Here is an 18063-nt window from a genome sequence, read left to right on the forward strand (position 1 = left end):
ATGGGCATGTGCATAAATCCAGTTCTACAACCATGTATAAACCGGCGCCGATCTCACAAACCGTCTCTGCAAACTTCTCAGGAGTCTGACAACATGAAAACCCTCAGCGAGTCCCACGCACAGCGCTTGGGACGGCGTACCTGCTTGCGCGCCGGCATGCTTGCTGCCTTAGTTAAAGTGAAGGCCGAATTTATCGGCATCAATATCCGTGACGAGAAAGAAGCCGCACAAGCCTTCGAGCGCATTTTCGGGATCTCATACCCATCGGTGCAAGACACCCAAGGTGAAATCCGGCTGGCTATGACCCAATATGTCCCATTGCAGGCAGTGCCCACCACGCTGGTGCTCGACAAACAGGGACGGGTCGCGTCACGTGTCCTTGGAGCGGCCGAAAAGGCCACGCTTAAGGCCCTGATAGATACCTCCCTTCAGGAGTCGCTGTGATGAATTTGCCGCTCACCACCACCTTGGCAATTTCGGTCCAGAGCAACCCTTTTGCTGAGGTTATCCAAGATGGATCCTTGCTGCTTGCGGTTCCCGTGGCGGTCCTTGCCGGCCTCGTCTCGTTTCTGTCGCCGTGCGTTCTTCCTTTGGTTCCGGGTTATCTTGGCTACGTGACTGGGCTATCTGGTGCTGATCTCGTCGAGCAGAAACGTGGCCGCATGGTCGCGGGTATTGCTCTGTTCATCCTCGGATTCACTGCCGTCTTCGTGCTCGCCGGAGTGGTCTTTTCTCAAATCGCCGCATGGATGCGGTTCGAAGGTGCCTGGGTCACTCAGCTTCTCGGTGTGGTGGTGATTTTCATGGGCATTGTGTTCATGGGTGGATTTTCTTTCATGCAACGCGACGCGAAGATGCACCGCAAACCACCGGCTGGCTTGTGGGGTGCCCCGGTATTGGGTGTGACCTTCGGGCTTGGTTGGGCACCTTGTATCGGACCCACACTTGCCGCAGTGTTGGCAATGAGTACCGGCCTTGACCCCAACCCTGCGAAGGGCGCCTTACTGACATTCTTCTATTGCATGGGGCTGGGGCTGCCATTCCTTTTCATCGCAGTGGGGTTGCGACGCGGAATGGGTGCCATGAAGTTCCTGCGTCGGCACCAGCTATCGATCATGCGCGCGGGCGGCGGCATCTTGATTCTTCTTGGAATTCTGATGGCCACCGGCCTGTGGGGCTCCTGGGTGACGCAATTGCAGGACTGGTTCGCCAATGAGATCAGGTTGCCCATCTAATGGCACAAAAGATGTAATGGTCACAGCTACTGCCTGGACAGGCATGTGGCACTCGCTCTGAACACAGCCCACCAGCGTGTATACCGACACTCTGCTGCTGAACCGTCGCTGTAGCTAGGCATAGTTCTTCTCCGGCACTTGGTAAACCCAGAATCGGCGACAAAGTATTGGTTACTAATCTTTTCCGATGAGGCCAGAGCCGTCCAGATATGGCCGAGTCGCTGTGATTGTTACCCGAAGATGCTGCGGTGAACCACAGCCGGTCACCCTCGGATTCCTCCATGGATTCACCGAATCTCAAGCAAGAAATAACAACCACCTTATGGGTAGGCACCTCGCGAAGAGTTCGAGGTGGCTACCCATTTATTTATCCAAACTGTCAAACCTATGTTCTATATTTTAAGAAACCAATTCGCTTAGATAGATCATGGGTTCAATAAAGGTGTCATTGGGTCAACTCTTCTTAGCGAATATCCACGAAAGTGATACCGATGGTTACCAACATAGACTCCCCCACCCCGGCACAGCGGGGCGAATACATCGCTCACGTGGATGTGAACAGCTTCTATGTCTCCTGCGAACGGGTCTTTGACCCGAAGCTCGATGCCCGCCCGGTGATCGTGCTATCCAATAATGATGGCTGCGCGGTCGCGCGCAGCAGCGAAGCCAAAACCCTGGGCGTTGAGATGGGTGCGCCCTGGTTCAAACTCGCGGCCGACGCTGAGCGTCTCGGGCTGGTTGCGAAGTCCTCTAATTACGAGCTGTACGGGGAAATGTCGACCCGCGTCATGAAGCTTTTAGGCCGTTTCTCGGCGTGGGTGGAGGTCTATTCCATTGACGAGGCGTTCCTGGGCGTCTCCGGCACCCTGGATGAGCTGCAAGCCCTCGGTGAGCGGATCAAAGCTGAGGTGTTCTGGCTGACCGGGCTGCCGGTCTGCGTGGGGATCGCCAAGTCCAAAACCTTGGCGAAAATGGCGAACAAGACCGCCAAGCACCTCAAGGAACTGGCGGGAGTGTGCGTGTGGGATCGTGCCCCAGCACAGACCACCGAGAACTTGCTGGCGCGTCTGCCAGCGGTGGAGGTGTGGGGTATCGGCCCCAGGCTAACCAAACGACTGCGCGGGTTAGGGATCTGGACGGCTAAAGACCTCCGGGATGCGAACGAGGTGCGGATCAGGGATAAGTTCTACATTGTGCAGATGCGCACCGTTTTAGAGCTGCGCGGAATTCCCTGCATTCCGATGGAAGAAGAACGGGTGATCAAGGATCAGTTGATCCTCTCCCGCAGCTTCTCCGATCCGATCACTGACAGGGTGGGGATGGAGCAGGTGATGGGGATTTATGCGCAGCAAGCCTCCGCACGTCTGCACAAGCTTTCAGCCCCACTGTTTCCAACGGGAACGATCCACTTCACAATAGTTGCCATGGACTATGACAACCCGCTGATCCTCAAAGATGTCGCTGCATGGCGTGCCTGGCTTGACGAGAATGAAGAAACCAGCGACGGAGTGTGGCTGCTCGTAGCCAAGAAGGGCACCACCGAACCAACATCCCTGATGGTTGCCGACGCGCTGCAAGAAGAATTGTGCAGCGGATGGATCGACGGTCAGCGCCGCAGCCGCGACGAAGCAACATTCCTGCAGCGCTACACTCCCCGCCGCAAGGCGTCAGTCTGGTCGGAGAAAAACACGCAATTCGTGGCAGCGCTGATCGAGCAGGGCAGGATGCGCCCACACGGACAGCTAGAGATCGACAAGGCGAAGGCCGACGGCAGGTGGAACCGCGCCTACCAAGGGCAAGCGACGGCTCAGGTTCCCGAGGACCTGCAACGCGCCTTGGATGCGCAGCCGTCTGCCAAAGCCGCCTTCGAAACGCTGAAATCCCAGCCGCGCTATCACATCCTGCATCAGCTGATGATTGCCAAGACCGAGAAGACCAGAGCTGCGCGCATCGCACGTTTTATTGCGCAATTGGGCGAAGAGTCCGAGTGACGCGCGCTGAATAACGATGTCCAAGTATTTTCAAACGGGTTATTGGCGTCCTGACTCGGCTTCATGAAGAATTCTTTAAGTGCTCGCCACACCCGTTCCACATGCGTAGACCATGAGGAAATCGGTGAGGAAAAACAAAGGACCGTTCTAGTCGTCGGACTGTTGCTGATCCCATAATTTCGCCTCATTGAAATCGCAGCCGAGGTACGACATCCTGCATCAACTGTTGATTGCCAGAACCGAGGAAAACAGAAGCAACAGGTTGGAACGATTCGCCTCTGGATTGAATCGCGAAACCCCTTGATCAGACAAGGGTTTCACTCCGCCGTCAGCTGAACGATTGACTTAGGTGACCTTTTCTACGAGCTGTCGAATATAGCGAGTAGACTCTGAGTTATTCAGGGGGTTGCCCCCACCGACCCGAGATGAGTTACCTCGGATCGCCATGATTTTCGAAGGGAGTTCAGAATGCAGCTTGAAGGCAAGGTCATCATTGTTACGGGTGGCGCGTCCGGCATCGGCGGGGCCATCAGCCGCGTCCTGCTCCGCCGCGGGGCCAAGGTCGTCGCAGTGGACCTCAACGCCGAAGCGGGAGCCAAGCTTAAGGAAGAAGCCGGCGATTCGCTGGCCTTCATCGCCGGCGACGTCAGCAAGCAGGAAACCGCAGATGCAGCCGTTGCCGCAGCCGTGGAGAACTTCGGCGGACTGAACGGCCTGGTCAACAACGCCCATGCTTCCCGCCAGGCACCGTTCACCGATCTGGACCAGGCTGCCTGGGATCTCTCGTTCAACACCGGCTTCCTGGCCACCCGCCAGTTCATGCTCGCCGCCTACCCGCATCTGAAGGACAACGGCGGTTCGATTGTGAACTTCGGCTCCGGCTCGGCCATGGTGGGCCAGCCGACCCAGGCCGCCTACGCCTCGGCCAAGGAAGCCATCCGCGGCCTGTCCCGCGTGACCGCCAACGAATGGGCGGCCAACAACATCCGTGTCAACGTCGTTTCGCCAATGGCGCTGACCGACGGCGTCAAGGCCTGGAGCCAGGCCTTCCCAGACCTGTACGAGCAGTCGCTGACCAAGGTTCCGCTGGGCCGCTTCGGCGATCCGGAAACCGACGTCGCACCGGTTGTCGCATTCCTGCTTTCGGATGACGCCAAGTACGTCACCGGCCAGACTCTCATGGCAGATGGTGGTGCCAATAAGCTCTACTAACCTCTAGACCTCTTTCCTACACTCCAGGCTCCGGGATATTGCCCCGGGGCCTGGACTGTTTAATGCCTGGCCCGAATCGACTCGGCAATCATCGCTCCCGCGTGAAGTACGGCCCCGGACACCACCAGCAGCCCGCCGCCCACCGGTTCGCCCAGCACGAAAACGACCAGGCCGATCACCAGCAGCGTCCAGCCGACAACCATTGTCGCGGTGGATCCTGCGGTGGCCTTTGTGCCGGCACGTTCTGAAGTTTGGGTCATGGCCAGATTCTATCCATTGGATCATTTCTATACAGTCCAATAGCTTGGAAACTTGTAGTTCAACTACTTTGATGGTGTCCCGGCTTGTCCAGCTGCGGCCCCAGCAGACACAATAGCCAGGTACCCACCGACGATTGGAAGCTCCGTGACCCTGCGTGTTCTCGTCCCCTGGCAACAACTCGTCGACGGGTTGAAGCTTCCCGGAATCGAACCGATCCTCTGGCACATCAACGATGATCCGAACGATGCCCCGGAAGCCGATGTGCTGGTGACCGAACGACCGGTGAACCCCGCGTTGCGGGCCCGCGTCGCACGGGTCAAGGGCCTGAAGCACGTGCACCTCTTGTCCATCGGCTATGAGTGGGTCCTGGAGCACCTGCCACAGCAGGCCACGCTGACCAATTCCCGCGGCGCCGTGGAAGACGCCACGGCGGAGCACTGCCTGGCCCTGGTCCTGGCCAGCCTGCGCGAACTGCCCAAGGCCCTGGAACAGCAGCGGGAACGGCGCTGGGAGCGGACCTGGACTTCCTCGCTGCACGGCGCGACGGTCCTGCTGCTGGGTGCCGGGGGCGTCGGCAGCGCCATTTCCGAGCGTCTCTCCCCGTTCAAACCCGCCAAGGTCATCACGGTGGCCTCCACGCCGAGGACCCTGCCCAATGGAAAAGTCGTCCATGGGATCGACGAGGTCGAGGCACTGCTGCCGCAGGCGGACGTTGTCATAGTGGCACTGCCCCACACCACGCAAACCGAAAAGCTGGTCAATGCAGATTTCCTTGCCCGCCTGCGCGACGGTGCCCTGCTGGTGAATATCGGCCGCGGCCCCATTGTCGACACCGACGCGCTGCTGCCGGAGCTGAACAGCGGACGCATCCGCGCCGCGCTGGATGTCACGGACCCCGAGCCTCTGCCGGCCGACCACGCGTTGTGGACCGCGCAGAACTGCATCATCACCCCGCACATGGCCGGGGACACCGGGGAGTTCCTCAAGCTGGTCAGCGAGCTGGCCATCGAACAGGTCCGCGGGATACACGCCGGCAAGAAGCCGTTCAACGTGGTGACCGACAGGAACTAGCGGGGTCGCGCCGCGCTCAACCCGGCAGTGACCAACTCCTTGGCCAGATCTACGGTAATCGGTGCGAGGGTAACGCCCAACGGACCGTGCCCGGCGGCAATCACCAGGTTGTCGAATCCGCGGCGTTCAATGATCGGCACGCCGCTGGCTGTCATCGGGCGCGCGCCCTGCCAACGTGTCAGCTCTTCCAAATCTGCGAGTGCTGGAACGACTGCCGCCGCGTGCTCCCGCAGCTTGGCAATGTCGTGATCGGCGGGATCCTGCCCCGACGCCGCACCGAACCGCATGCCGCCGGTGATGCGAACTCGGCTCGGCATGGGGCTGATCACCACATGATCCTCGATCCCCATCAACGCGCGATTCAGCTGGTTCTGGGGATCCGACAAGGTGACCGACCAGCCATAGCCCGGTTCAACCGGTACCCGGATATCCAGCAGCCTGCCTGCGGCACGGCTGTCGGCTCCGGTGGCGAGCACGACCTGCTTGGCGCCGAGATCGCCTTCGGTGGTCGTGAGATCCGTGATCCGCTCGCCTTGCTTCCGGTATCCTGTCACCTCCGCGCGAATGAGCCTGGCTCCGTGGTCCATGGCGTCTTGCAGCCAGCGGCGTGATGCGGCCTCCGGGTCAAGGAATGCTTCGTCGGGGAACCAGATCCCGCCGGAGACCTCGTTGCCCAATCCGGGCTGAAGCTCGTCCGCCTGGGCGCGGTTAACCACTTCGCATTTCGCTCCGGCGCTTTGCATGCGCTCGGAATCGCCGCGCAGGGCATCGCGATTGCCCTGGGAGGTCGACAGCCACAACCAGCCTTGGACCGTAAGTCCCAGATCGAGACCGCTGTCTTGGAGCTCGTGATAGCGCTGAAGGCTCCGGGTCGCCATCGAATGCAATTTGGCGGTATCCCGCTTCACCCGCCCCGGACGGGAAGCGGCGGCGAAGCTTGCCAGGAACTTCAGCGTCTCAAGGCCGAGCGGGCGCGAGAAGGTCACCGGCGCATGGTCGCTGCCGAAGGATTTGACGCCTTCCCAGAGGTTTCCGGGGGTCGACATCGGCGTGGAGTAGCTCGGGACCACTAATCCGGCATTTCCCAGGGATGAGCCCAGCCCGGGATGCGGATCAATGACTACGACATCCAGCCCTTCCCTGCTGAGCGCACTCGCCAGGCCGGATCCAATGATTCCGCCGCCGACAATTGCGACGTCCGCCCGTTCAAGGCTCATGAAGGTGCTCCTCAAGTTGCTGCGCTCCATGCGTGTGATGGCCTGCATCAGCGGCCGGATACCCACTCCATGAATTTTGTATTGTGTTATACCTTACACATTATTGATCCGATATTTAAGTTTTCGGCGATTAACGCATCACAGGGTTCGCGGATGATTGCCGCGTCAAACTAACGTGATAAACAAGTAGTATGACTACAAGCAGCCACGCTCCCCTCCGAGCCGTCAGCCTCAGAGAGCAGGCGCGGAATGCGATTCGCACCTCTATCGTCATGGGCGAGATTGCACCCGGGCGGGTGGAAAGTGTCGTCAAGGTCGCAGCGGAACTAGGCGTCTCCATCACCCCCGTCCGCGAAGCAGTCATGGATCTGGCCAACCTGGGGATCGTAGAGGTCATCCGGAACAAGGGGTTCCGAGTACCCCAGTTGACCGATCAGGATCTGGATGAAATCTTCAAGATTCGCACCATGCTCGAAGTTCCGGCGATGCGCGAAGCCGCGGAAAAATTCGGGGATCGCGATCCCGAGCCATTCCGCCTCCTTGCCGAGGACATCATCTCTGCCGCCAAGTCAGGCGATGTCCGCGCATTCCTGGAAAGCGACCGCCTGTTCCACAAGGCCCTGCTTGAAACCCTCGGAAATCGGCGCCTGGTGAATACCGTCGAGCAGCTGCGTGACCAGGCGCGAATGCAGGGGCTGCAGAAGCTGGCAGACCACGGCGACCTGACCGAGTCCGCAGTCGAACACCTGGAAATCCTCGAGGCGATCACCGCCCATGACGGCGAGCGAGCTGCCGCACTCATGAACAAGCATTTGGCGCACAGTCGCGGCATCTGGGCTGACCGCCCGGAATCTTCGGGTAGCTAACTGCATCTCGGGCCGGAGCGCTTGCCGTTCCGGCCTTTTTCTAACCCTCTTGGCATATATCAAGTGTTGTGTAATATATAACACAACACTTGATGTGGATCACAGCCTGCCCCGTGCATTTTGGCAGAGCTGATCACAAGATCAGTCTCGAAGGAAACACACATATGAACACCAAGATTTCTCCGCTGCAGACATTAACTATCGGACTAATGCTCCTCGCCATGTTCCTCGGCGCAGGCAACATCATTTTCGCGCCCCTTGTCGGGCAGCAGGCCGGACAGTCGTCATTCGTCCCCATGTCGGCATTTCTGCTGACAGGTGTTGGACTCGTACTGCTGGCCATCATCGTCCTCGCCCGGGCCGGCGGGCGTGTGGAACCGCTGTCCGATCGCGTGCATCCCTGGTTCTCCCGCGGATTCTGCGCCTTGATGTTCCTCGCGCTGGGCCCACTGTATGTCATTCCGCGCACCGGCTCGGTAGTCTATGAAATCGCCATCAAGCCGCACATGGAAGTTTCTGCGGATGCAAGCCGAGTTATCCTTCTGGTTTTCTCCACCGCGTTCACCGCGCTGACAATCTACTTGTCGCTGGATACCGGCAAGCTCGTGAACCGGTTGGGCAAGCTCATCACCCCCGTTTTCTCGGTCCTGCTGCTGCTCATCATCGGCAAGTCCCTGATCACCCCGATGGGAACCCCGCAGGATCCCGTGGAACCATACCTGTCGGGAGCTTTCCTCAAGGGCTTCACCGAGGGCTACTTCACCATGGATGCCTTGGCCGCTCTGGTGTTCGGCGGCGTGTTCATCCAGTCGATCCGAGCCGTGGGCGTCACCAAGCCGAGTGAGATCACCAAGGTGTTCATCAAGGCCGGCATCATCACCGTCATCGGCCTGTCGCTGCTACACATCTCCATGGCATGGATCGGCGCCTCCAGCGTAGAAGCCATAGGGTACCTGGACAACGGCGGGGCAGTGCTTGCCGAGTCCTCGCGCTACCTGCTCGGCACCGCCGGCGTTGTCGCCATGGGCGTGATCGTCTTCCTGACCGGCGTCACTACCAATATCGCCTGCCTGTCCTCGGTCTCTGAATACTTCGGCAATACCATGCCATCGATTTCCTACCGCGTGTGGGTATACATCTTCGGCGCGGCAGGACTGCTTTTCACCAACTTCGGACTGGAAATCGTCCTGGAAACCGCGATTCCGCTGCTCATGTTCCTCTACCCGCTAGCCATCACGCTCATCCTGCTGGTCCTGTGCAACCGGCTTTTCTCGGGATACCAGTCCGTCTACGTCGGAGCAATGATCGGAGCCGGATTCATCGCGGTCTTCGACGCCGTGAAATCCGCCGGATTCTTCGTCGAGCAGATCGACAGCGCCCTGGGATTCATTCCGATGTTCCTCCAGGGCGGAGGCTGGATCATCCCAGCCCTGATCGGAGCCGGCGTGGGGTATCTCGTTGCGCGCTTGCGCAAGGAACAACCGCGCAGCTACGAACCCCGGCCCGAAGCAGCGACCCCCGCGCCGCAAACAGCCAGCCCGGCTGGCCACCCCGCCGCAAACTAGCAAGACCGCAACCCCTGAAGAATGAAGTGAGAACCAATGCAAACCACTGCAAGTACCGCACCGATCTGGTACTCCACGGAGCAGGTCCGCGAAGCAGTCAGTCCTGATGATGCCCGGCGCCTGATCGAGAATGCCCTGGCAGGCGGATTCGATCCAGCTTCGGACCCCGACCGCACCAGCAAGCCGGCCGGTTCTGGAGAGCTGCTGTTGATGCCGGCCACCATCGGCGACTGGTCAGGGATCAAGGTCGTTTCCGTGGCGCCTGAGAACCCGGAGCACGGCCTGCCCCGTATCCAGGCAACCTACCTGCTCATGGATTCCAAGACGCTGTCCACCCAGGCGCTGCTGGAAGGCGCCATGCTCACCGAGCTTCGCACGCCCGCCATGTCCGCTGTGGCAGCCGATCATCTGGCCCCAGCCGGGCCGTGCACACTCATGGTCTTCGGCACTGGCCCACAGGCCTGGGGCCATATCGAAGCGATGTCTCGTATCCGTCCCATCAGCCAGGTGCTGGTCTCGGCCCGCAACGAGCAGCGAATCGAGGACCTGGTCCAGCAGACCAAGCAGTTCGGGCTGCAGGCGCGGGCGGCGGCGCCCGCTGAGGTGGCCCAAGCCCAGATCGTCGTCTGCGCCACGAGCGCCAGGGAACCGCTTTTCGACGGCACCCTGGTCCAGCCGGGCGCCTGCGTGGTGGCGATGGGATCCCACGAGCCAGGAGCACGGGAGCTGGATGCCGATCTCATGGGCCGCTCGGTTGTCATTGTCGAAGACCCGGCGACCGCCCTGCGCGAAGCGGGCGACGTCATCCAGGCCATCGCCGACGGCACGCTGGGCCGCGACGGCTTCTCAACGGTCAGCCAACTTGTCAGGGGCGAGGTCGCGCGCAGCACCCAGCGGCCGAACGTCTTCAAGGGCACGGGCATGGCTTGGCAGGATCTCGTGGTCGCAGTAGGCGTCCATGAACATTTTGCCAGCCGAGCGTAAGCTCGTCCTTTTGCGGGGCCGTCCCTTCGGGGACGGCCCAGCAGCCGTGTGCAGACACGCAACCAACAGCAAAACATCCCTCCCTGCCCGGTGTCATCTAGGCTGGATCCTACGATGGATATCAGGGAAAAAACACACCAGAGCGGCGGCCGCGACCGAGCCATCGCCGAGCCGCGCGTAGCCAACGAGGACGAATTCCGCGTCGACATCGAGCGGATCCGCTTCTCCCCCTATTTTTCGCGCCTGTCTTCGGTCACCCAGGTGATCCCGCAGGCGGGTTCCGGCACGCTGGTGCACAACCGGCTGACCCACTCGCTCAAGGTCTCCGCCGTGGCACGCTCCATCGCCATCAGGCTGCGGACAGCTGATGAAGCAACTAGAAGACTAGTCAGTGAGTTGGGTGGCTGCGACCCCGTGGTCGTGCAGGCCGCCGCCGCGGCCCACGACCTCGGCCACCCGCCCTTCGGCCATTTGGGCGAACAGGAACTGGACCGGGTGGCCCGCAGCGTGCTCAAGCTTCCGGACGGTTTCGAGGGCAATGCGCAGACCTTCCGCATCCTGACCGCGCTGGATAGCTGCGACGCGACCGCGCGCGGCATGAATCTCACCCGGGCCGTGCGCGCGGCGGTGCTGAAGTACCCGTGGACCCGCAACGAGTGGCGCGCCCTGGCCCCGCTGGCGCCGGAGCTGCTGCCGCGTGGCGTGGGCATCGACCCTGCCGCCGGGGCCGTGAAGTTCTCGGCCTATGACGTGGATGCCGACGAAATGCGGGACGTGCTCTCGGTCTTCCCGGGCATCGCCAAGTACCAGCAGACCGTGGAAAGCTCGGTCATGGATATCGCGGACGACATCGCCTACGCGGTGCACGACCTCGACGACTTCTACCGTGCAGGGGTGCTGCAGTACACCAGCGTCTCCGCCGAGCTGCGTGCCTGGCTGGAGCATTCCACGCAGCTGAACAGCACGAAGCAGTCCGAGCTGGATGCGCGCCGCCCGGGCCATGCCCTGGAACTGACCTGGCGGCGCACCCGCGCCAAGGATCCATGGATCGCTGAAGCAGATGCCTTCCGTGAATCCGTGGAAAGGGTCGGGCACGACCTGGTCGAAGGCCTGCTCGCGGTGCCCTATGACGGCGGCCTGGAAGCGGACCGGGCGGTCACCGCCTTCACCCGGCGCTGGATCGACCGGCTGCAGGAGTCGGTGTCCGTGGAACGCACCCCGACCGTGCGCAGCGGCCACGTCCGGCTCGGCGACGCGGCCTGGCATGACGTCATCGTATTGAAGTTCGTGCATTCCCGCTTCGTGCTCGAACGCCCGGATCTGGCCGTGTACCAGCGCGGGCAGACCCGGATCATCCGCTCGCTGGCCGAAGGCTTCCATGGCTGGCTCAACGACCCCGACGACGCAGGCCGCGCCCCGCGCCGCCTGCTGGACTCGGTGGAAGCCACCACGGAGGAATACCGGCAGCTGCGCGAAGGCAGCCCGCACCTGTTCCTCCAGGCGGGCCCGGACGAAGTGCAGCGCCTGGGGCAGGCACGCGCCATCGTGGACTACATCGCGTCGTTCACCGATGCCCAGGCGGTATCGCTGAACGCGCTGCTCACCGGCACCGCAGACAATTTGTGGGAAGCCGGCCGGGGACTCTAGACCGGCATGCGCGCAGCCCCGTTCCCAGCTGCTGCCCAACGGCTGGGAACGGGACTGCCGTTGCGGCAGCAACGGCTCCCAGCTGCGCACGCACAGAAACAGCCGCCTTCGGAAAGTTCCATCTTTCCGAAGGCGGCTGTTTCTGTGTGTCCAAGAACTTGCGGGAGGCGTTCCCGCGAAGCGGCATGCAGGCTAGGCGGCCAGCTCGACCTTCTGCTCCTTCTTGGAGGTATCAGGGAAGACGAACTTGTGCAGGGCCCACCAGCGGAAGACCATTGCCAGCGCGGTACCGATGATCGGTCCGGAGATGAAGTCGGCGGCTTCCTGGAACAGGAAGGAGACGTTCGGGTAGTGCAGGCCGAAGACCCAACGCGAAATGTACAGCGGAGCCGAGTTGATCACGATGCCCATCGCGGATACCGCGAAGAAGCCGATGACCTGGATGCGCTGGCGGTGCGCATCATTGCGGTCCTGGAAGGTGTACTGGCGCGAGAGCACGTAGGACACCACGGTCGCCACGGTGTTGGCGATCAGGAAAGCAGTGGTCGGATGGTCTTCCATCACGGTGTACTTCAGGCCGTAGTTCACGGCCAAGGTCACGATGAAGCAGAACCCACCGACGCCGAGGAAACGCAGGGCACGGACTACCACTGGATTTTCACGTAGAGCCATACTTCTCCTGAGTTCGGTGAGCGCGGAAAAACGCCTAACACACCGATTTTAGTTTCACACTCTGGGAAGAGCCAAAGAGACAATCGGTTTTCACCTGTTGGTTACCTCGTGGGACTTCGAAAATACCCAGTGCCCACAAGGAAATTTCCTGCGCTGTGTGAGTTGCACCGCAAAACCTGGGAGTCTGCCGAAAACACTCCGCGGCCAGCCGTTTTCAGGTTCCCCGGCCGGTTCGCGGCCAGTTGCAGGTGGCTCGATGCTCCCGGGGAAACCGGTGGTTAAATGCCGCACGGCACCATCCCCGAAGGGGCGGTGCCGTGCGGCATTTAACCGGTGAGGGTTACTTGGAGACTGCGTTGGTCAGCAGTTCAAGGGCCTTGTTCAAGGTGGCGCTTGGACGCATGACTGCGGCGGTCTTTTCCTCGCTCGGGCGGTAGTAGCCTGCCAGGTCGACCGGCTTGCCCTGGACCTCGGCGAGTTCGGCCACAATGGCTTCCTCGTTCTCGCCCAGTGCCTTGGCGACGTCGGCGAAGGCCGATGCCAGCTCGGTGTCCTTGTCCTGCTTGGCCAGTTCCTCAGCCCAGAACTTGGCCAGGTAGAAGTGGCTGCCGCGGTTGTCCAGCTCGCCGACCTTGCGCTTCGGCGACTTGTCTTCCAGCAGGAAGGTGCCGGTGGCGGCATCCAGGGTGTCTGCCAGAACCTGAGCGCGGGCGTTGTCGGTGGTGACAGCCAGGTGCTCGAAGGAGGCGCCCAGCGCCATGAACTCGCCCAGCGAGTCCCAGCGCAGGTGGTTCTCATTGACCAGCTGCTGGACGTGCTTCGGTGCGGAGCCGCCGGCTCCGGTCTCGAACAGTCCGCCGCCAGCCAGCAGCGGCACGATGGACAGCATCTTGGCCGAGGTGCCCAGTTCCAGGATCGGGAACAGGTCGGTCAGGTAGTCGCGCAGCACGTTGCCGGTGACCGAGATGGTGTCCTCGCCCTTGCGGATGCGCTCGATCGAGTACTTGGTGGCCTCGATCGGGGACAGGATCTCGATGGTCAGGCCCTCGGTGTCGTGCTCCTTGAGGTACTCGTTGACCTTGCCGATCAGCACGGCGTCGTGGGCGCGGTGCTCGTCCAGCCAGAACACGATCGGGGTCTGGGAGGCGCGGGCGCGGTTCACGGCCAGCTTCACCCAGTCGCGGATGGCGATGTCCTTGGTCTGGCAGGCGCGCCAGATGTCGCCGGCGAAGACCTGGTGCTCGATGAGCACGGTGTCGTTCTCGTCGACGATCTGCACATGTCCGTTGGCGGCCAGCTCGAAGGTCTTGTCGTGGGAGCCGTATTCCTCGGCCTTCTGGGCCATCAGGCCGACGTTCGGCACGGTGCCCATGGTGGTCGGGTCGTAGGCGCCGTTGGCACGGCAGTCCTCGATCACGGCCTGGTAGACGCCGGCGTAGGAGGAGTCCGGCAGCACGGCCAGGGTGTCTGCGGTGTCGCCCTTGGCGTCCCACATCTTGCCGCCCAGGCGGATCATGGCCGGCATGGAAGCGTCGACGATGACGTCCGATGGGACGTGCAGGTTGGTGATGCCCTTGTCGGAATCGACCATGGCAACGGCCGGGCCCTCTTCCAGGCCCTTGGCGATCAGCTTCTCAACGCCGGCGCGCACGTCGTCGGAGAGCTCGTCCAGGCCATTCAGGATGGCGGCCAGGCCGTTGTTCGGGTTCAGGCCGGCTGCTGCCAGCTCGTCGCCGTAGGTGTCGAACAGTTCGGAGAAGTAGGCCTTGACGACCTGGCCGAAGATGATCGGGTCGGAAACCTTCATCATGGTGGCCTTCAGGTGCGCCGAGAAGAGGATGCCCTCTTCCTTGGCGCGGGCCACGGAGGCCTTCAGGAAGTCCTGCAGAGCGGCCACATGCATGACGGTGCCGTCGATGACCTCGTCCTTGAGCACCTTGAAAGGCTTCTTCAGGACCTTGACTTCTCCGTCTTCGCCGACGAAGCGGATGGAGATCGACTTGTCCTTGTCGATGACGATGGACTTCTCGTTGGAGGCGAAGTCGTCGGCGCCCATGGTGGCGACGTTGGTCTTCGAGTCCGAGGCCCAGGCGCCCATGGAGTGCGGGTACTTGCGGGCGTAGTTCTTGACCGACAGCGGTGCGCGGCGGTCGGAGTTGCCCTCGCGCAGCACCGGGTTCACGGCGGAGCCCTTGATCTTGTCGTAGCGGGCGCGGACGTCGGTCTCTTCATCGGAGGAAGGGTTGTCCGGGTAGTCCGGCAGGGCGTAGCCGGCGGCCTGCAGTTCGGCGACGGCGGCCTTCAGCTGCGGGATCGACGCGGAGATGTTCGGGAGCTTGATGATGTTCGCTTCCGGGGTCTTGGCCAGGTCGCCAAGCTCGGCCAGGGCGTCGCCGATGCGCTGCTCTTCGGTGAGGTAGTCCGGGAAGGTGGCGATGATGCGGCCGGCCAGCGAGATGTCGCGGGTCTCAAGCTCCACACCGGCGGTCGAGGCGAAGGCCTCCACGATCGGCAGGAACGAGTGGGTCGCCAGCATCGGCGCTTCGTCGGTGTGGGTGTAAATAATCTTGGCCATAGGTGTGGCTTCTCCCTGAACGTCGTGCGGAAGCGGGGTTATCCGCCCTGAACTCAACGTTCCAAATCTACCCGATTTTGCCTCGCGCCACACTTTCCGGTCCCGGAAAATTCGCCGAAAGAGCCCGAATATTCGCCCAATTGCCGGGCTGGACGGCCTACGAGCAGTTCGTCACATTTAAGTTAATCACCGATAACTCAAGCGCGTTATTCGCTATTCGGATGGCTCCCCCACCAGCGCCGCCAGCGAGGCCACGACCCTGTCGAACAGCTCCAATGGATCCGCCGGCCGCCCGGCGCGCTCTTCGGCTCCGAAGCACTGCCAGGTCACGCGCCATGCGGTGGCCAGCGTTTCGCCAACCAGCAGCGCCTCCATGCGCGGCAGCAGCCCGCGGCCCACCAGGTACTCGGTCACCGCTGCCACCAGCTCCTGCTCCTGCCTGGTGGCGACCAGCAGCAGCCTCGGCTCGACAGCCATCAGGCGGGAGACACGGCGGAATTCGTTGCCCCCGACCTCATGCAGCAGGATCTCGCGGCATGCGCCGAGCAGGACGCGCAGCACACCCGCGCCATCGGCCCCCGAAGGAATCTCGCAGGCCATGATGGCCTGCGAGAACTCGCCTTCGGCCGGAAGCATGGCGGCCTCCAGGGAGGGGACGTAGCGGAATATGGTCCGCTCGGAGATGCCCACGCGCCGCGCAATCCGCCCCGCGGTCACCGCGTCGAACCCCTGCTCCTCCAGCAGGTCGAGGGCCGCGGCCCGGATGCCCCGCAGCGTCGCTGCCTTGCGTTCATCGCGGATTCCCACCGTGCACTCCTAGCGTTCAAGTCCTCTGCTGCCATGCTATCCCGGCAAGTACCGCTTGCTTTCTGTCACAGTATGACAGATTTATCGTAAAAATGTGGCAGAGTATGACAGAGTTTCACTTCAATCATCCGAGAACGAGGTCCCCGTGCCCACCGAACACCCTCCGATCGACATCGCCGCGCCTCCCGCCGCCCCGTCGCTGTCCACCCGGCAGATCACCGGCGTCATCACCGCATTGGCGCTGGCTGCCTTCATGATGATCCTCAACGAAACGGTGCTGACCGTGGCGTTGCCGGGGATCATGTCGGACCTGCAGATTTCCGCGGCCACCGGCCAGTGGCTCACTACCGGTTTCCTGCTGACGCTTTCGGTGGTCATCCCCACCACGGGATTCCTGCTCCAGCGCTTCAACCACCGCTCGCTGTTCCTGGTCGCAGTCATCAGCTTCATCCTGGGCTCGGCGGCCGCGGCGCTCGCTGCGAGCTTCGCCATGCTGCTTGCCGCGCGCATCGTCCAGGCCCTGGGCACGGCCATCGTCCTGCCGTTGCTGATGACCACCACGCTGACATTGGTGCCGCCGCAGCGGCGCGGCACCATCATGGGGCTGAATTCCATTGTCATCGGCGTGGGACCGGCCATCGGCCCGACGGTCGCCGGCGCGGTCGTGCACGCATGGGGATGGCACTACATCTTCGTCATGATGCTGCCCATCGCCGTGCTGGTGCTGGCGCTGGGCGCGGTCTTCCTCAAGGTTCCCACGTCCGCCAGGAAGATCCGCGTCGATGCCGCCTCGGTGCTGCTGTCGGCCTTGGCCTTCGGCCTGCTGGTCTACGGAATCTCCAGCATTGAGCACGCGGCGCAGAACCCTGCGACGACCATTGCCTGCTTCGTTGCGGGAGCGGCATCGCTGGTTGTGTTCATCCGCCGCCAGCGCGCCCTGGCAGCCAGCGGCCGCGAGCTGCTGAACCTGTCGCCTTTTGCCTCGCGGACCTTCCGCTTGGCCATCGTGCTGATCATGATCGCCTTCGGCACCCTGCTCGGTTCGCTGATGATCGTGCCGATCCTGCTTGAATCCGGTCAGGGCCTGGATTCGCTGACCATCGGCATCATGCTGCTTCCCGGCGGGCTGGTGCAGGCCGTGGCCGCGCCGATCTTCGGCCGCATCTACGACCGCCACGGGCCGCGCCCGGTGCTGATTCCCGGCGCGGTGCTGCTGGCAGCAGGCCAGTGGCTGTATGTGTCGGTGCGCGTCGACAGCCCGTTGTGGCTGTTCATGACCGCGCATATCGTGTTCTCGATCGGTTTTGCGCTGCTCATGACCGGGCTGATGTCCTCCGCCATGGCCTCGGTGGATCCGCGCCTGTTCGGCCACGGCTCGGCCATTTTCAATACCGGCCAGCAGCTGGGCGGCGCCATCGGCACAACGATTTTCGTGACGGTTCTGACGCTGCTGTCCAAGGCGCAGCTGGCCTCCGGATCCGGCGCGGCCCAGGCGCTGTTCGGCGGGGCGCACATCGCGTTCATCATCGGCGCCGCACTGGCCACCCTGGCAGTGGTCCTGACGCTGTTCATCGGGCGGGGCGCGGCGCAGCCGGCACGATAGCCGTCCACGGTTTTTCCCCGACGACGGCCTGCGGTTTCCCAGCCTGCTTCAAGGTTCCGATGCGCCATCCATGCCGCTCGCTAGGGTGGGGGGCATCTGCCGGTCCCGGCGGATGCCGAACAGCTTGTAAGATCGGCACAGTACCGAAGCAAAGGGAGAGAACATGGGCAGCAACCACGACGAAACCGTCGCTCCAGACAAGACCCCTGATCCGCACGGAAAAAACACCACCGTGCCGGACTCGCCGACGTCGTCCCCGATCCCCTTCGCCCACCCCGGGCAGGACGAGGACAAGAAGGATTCCACCAAGCGTTCCGAAGACTAGTCTCTTGCGCAACGGCAATGGGCCGGCAGGTA

The 18063-nt window shown here is 62.2% G+C and carries 16 protein-coding genes; 11 read left to right on the forward strand and 5 right to left on the reverse strand.

Translation table 11 applies throughout. The features are described 5' to 3' along the window. Positions 1-93: 93 nt before the first annotated feature. From IEY43_RS12905 to IEY43_RS12925, 4 genes are all read left to right on the forward strand, one after another. On the forward strand, positions 94-444 hold the full coding sequence (locus IEY43_RS12905) for a TlpA family protein disulfide reductase (RefSeq protein ID WP_188948992.1): 351 nt from the start codon (positions 94-96) through the stop codon (positions 442-444). Continuing rightward, positions 444-1235, forward strand: coding sequence for a cytochrome c biogenesis CcdA family protein (locus IEY43_RS12910; protein WP_188948993.1), 792 nt, complete (start codon positions 444-446; stop codon positions 1233-1235). Before IEY43_RS12905 ends, IEY43_RS12910 begins: the two co-directional genes overlap by 1 nt. A 491-nt stretch (positions 1236-1726) precedes the next feature. Continuing rightward, positions 1727-3226 (forward strand): Y-family DNA polymerase, encoded by a 1500-nt coding sequence (locus IEY43_RS18215; RefSeq protein WP_229777395.1) that lies wholly within the window; start codon positions 1727-1729, stop codon positions 3224-3226. A gap of 468 nt (positions 3227-3694) precedes the next feature. Next, on the forward strand, positions 3695-4438 hold the full coding sequence (locus IEY43_RS12925) for an SDR family NAD(P)-dependent oxidoreductase (protein WP_053797442.1): 744 nt from the start codon (positions 3695-3697) through the stop codon (positions 4436-4438). 59 nt (positions 4439-4497) lie between these two features. Here IEY43_RS12925 and IEY43_RS12930 read toward each other — a convergent pair whose 3' ends face one another. Next, positions 4498-4698, reverse strand: coding sequence for a hypothetical protein (locus IEY43_RS12930; RefSeq protein WP_188948994.1), 201 nt, complete (start codon positions 4696-4698; stop codon positions 4498-4500). A 145-nt stretch (positions 4699-4843) separates the two neighbouring features. Here IEY43_RS12930 and IEY43_RS12935 point away from each other — a divergent pair, with 145 nt between their 5' ends. After that, entirely contained in the window at positions 4844-5770 is a 927-nt protein-coding gene (locus IEY43_RS12935) for a 2-hydroxyacid dehydrogenase (RefSeq protein WP_188948995.1), read from the forward strand. On the opposite strand, the gene IEY43_RS12940 is transcribed toward IEY43_RS12935, so the two are convergent. Further along, positions 5767-6987: an NAD(P)/FAD-dependent oxidoreductase gene (locus IEY43_RS12940; protein ID WP_188948996.1), complete on the reverse strand. Its 1221-nt coding sequence runs from the start codon at positions 6985-6987 to the stop codon at positions 5767-5769. The two genes, IEY43_RS12935 and IEY43_RS12940, sit on opposite strands and share 4 nt — an antisense overlap. Before the next feature lie 191 nt (positions 6988-7178). Here IEY43_RS12940 and IEY43_RS12945 point away from each other — a divergent pair, with 191 nt between their 5' ends. The 4 genes from IEY43_RS12945 to IEY43_RS12960 all read left to right on the forward strand — a co-directional run bounded on the left by IEY43_RS12945 (position 7179) and on the right by IEY43_RS12960 (position 12049). After that, positions 7179-7853 carry a GntR family transcriptional regulator gene (locus tag IEY43_RS12945; RefSeq protein WP_188948997.1) on the forward strand — a complete coding sequence of 225 codons (675 nt, stop codon included), beginning with the start codon at positions 7179-7181 and terminating at the stop codon, positions 7851-7853. A gap of 164 nt (positions 7854-8017) precedes the next feature. Next, positions 8018-9418 carry a branched-chain amino acid transport system II carrier protein gene (gene brnQ / locus IEY43_RS12950; RefSeq protein WP_188948998.1) on the forward strand — a complete coding sequence of 467 codons (1401 nt, stop codon included), beginning with the start codon at positions 8018-8020 and terminating at the stop codon, positions 9416-9418. Positions 9419-9454: 36 nt separating this feature from the next. After that, complete coding sequence (locus IEY43_RS12955) at positions 9455-10402, forward strand: ornithine cyclodeaminase family protein (RefSeq protein ID WP_188948999.1); 948 nt, start codon at positions 9455-9457, stop codon at positions 10400-10402. A gap of 114 nt (positions 10403-10516) precedes the next feature. Then, positions 10517-12049 (forward strand): deoxyguanosinetriphosphate triphosphohydrolase family protein, encoded by a 1533-nt coding sequence (locus IEY43_RS12960; RefSeq protein ID WP_188949000.1) that lies wholly within the window; start codon positions 10517-10519, stop codon positions 12047-12049. 192 nt (positions 12050-12241) lie between these two features. Here IEY43_RS12960 and IEY43_RS12965 read toward each other — a convergent pair whose 3' ends face one another. The 3 genes from IEY43_RS12965 to IEY43_RS12975 all read right to left on the reverse strand — a co-directional run bounded on the left by IEY43_RS12965 (position 12242) and on the right by IEY43_RS12975 (position 16103). Continuing rightward, positions 12242-12721, reverse strand: a complete 480-nt coding sequence (locus IEY43_RS12965) for a GtrA family protein (protein ID WP_188949001.1) — start codon at positions 12719-12721, stop codon at positions 12242-12244. Positions 12722-13061: 340 nt separating this feature from the next. Continuing rightward, on the reverse strand, positions 13062-15296 hold the full coding sequence (locus tag IEY43_RS12970; protein WP_188949002.1) for an NADP-dependent isocitrate dehydrogenase: 2235 nt from the start codon (positions 15294-15296) through the stop codon (positions 13062-13064). 213 nt (positions 15297-15509) lie between these two features. Continuing rightward, positions 15510-16103, reverse strand: a complete 594-nt coding sequence (locus IEY43_RS12975) for a TetR/AcrR family transcriptional regulator (RefSeq protein WP_188949003.1) — start codon at positions 16101-16103, stop codon at positions 15510-15512. A gap of 145 nt (positions 16104-16248) precedes the next feature. On the opposite strand from IEY43_RS12975, the gene IEY43_RS12980 reads away from it, so the two are divergent. Continuing rightward, the gene (locus tag IEY43_RS12980) at positions 16249-17706 is read left to right on the forward strand and encodes a DHA2 family efflux MFS transporter permease subunit (protein WP_229777396.1); all 1458 of its coding nucleotides are present in this window, start codon (positions 16249-16251) and stop codon (positions 17704-17706) included. A 163-nt stretch (positions 17707-17869) separates the two neighbouring features. Continuing rightward, a complete protein-coding gene (locus tag IEY43_RS12985; RefSeq protein WP_188949004.1) occupies positions 17870-18031 on the forward strand; it encodes a hypothetical protein in 162 nt (53 codons plus the stop codon). The last annotated feature ends 32 nt before the right edge of the window (positions 18032-18063 follow it).

This window comes from Glutamicibacter protophormiae, from assembly GCF_014647495.1.
GTDB lineage: Bacteria > Actinomycetota > Actinomycetes > Actinomycetales > Micrococcaceae > Glutamicibacter > Glutamicibacter protophormiae.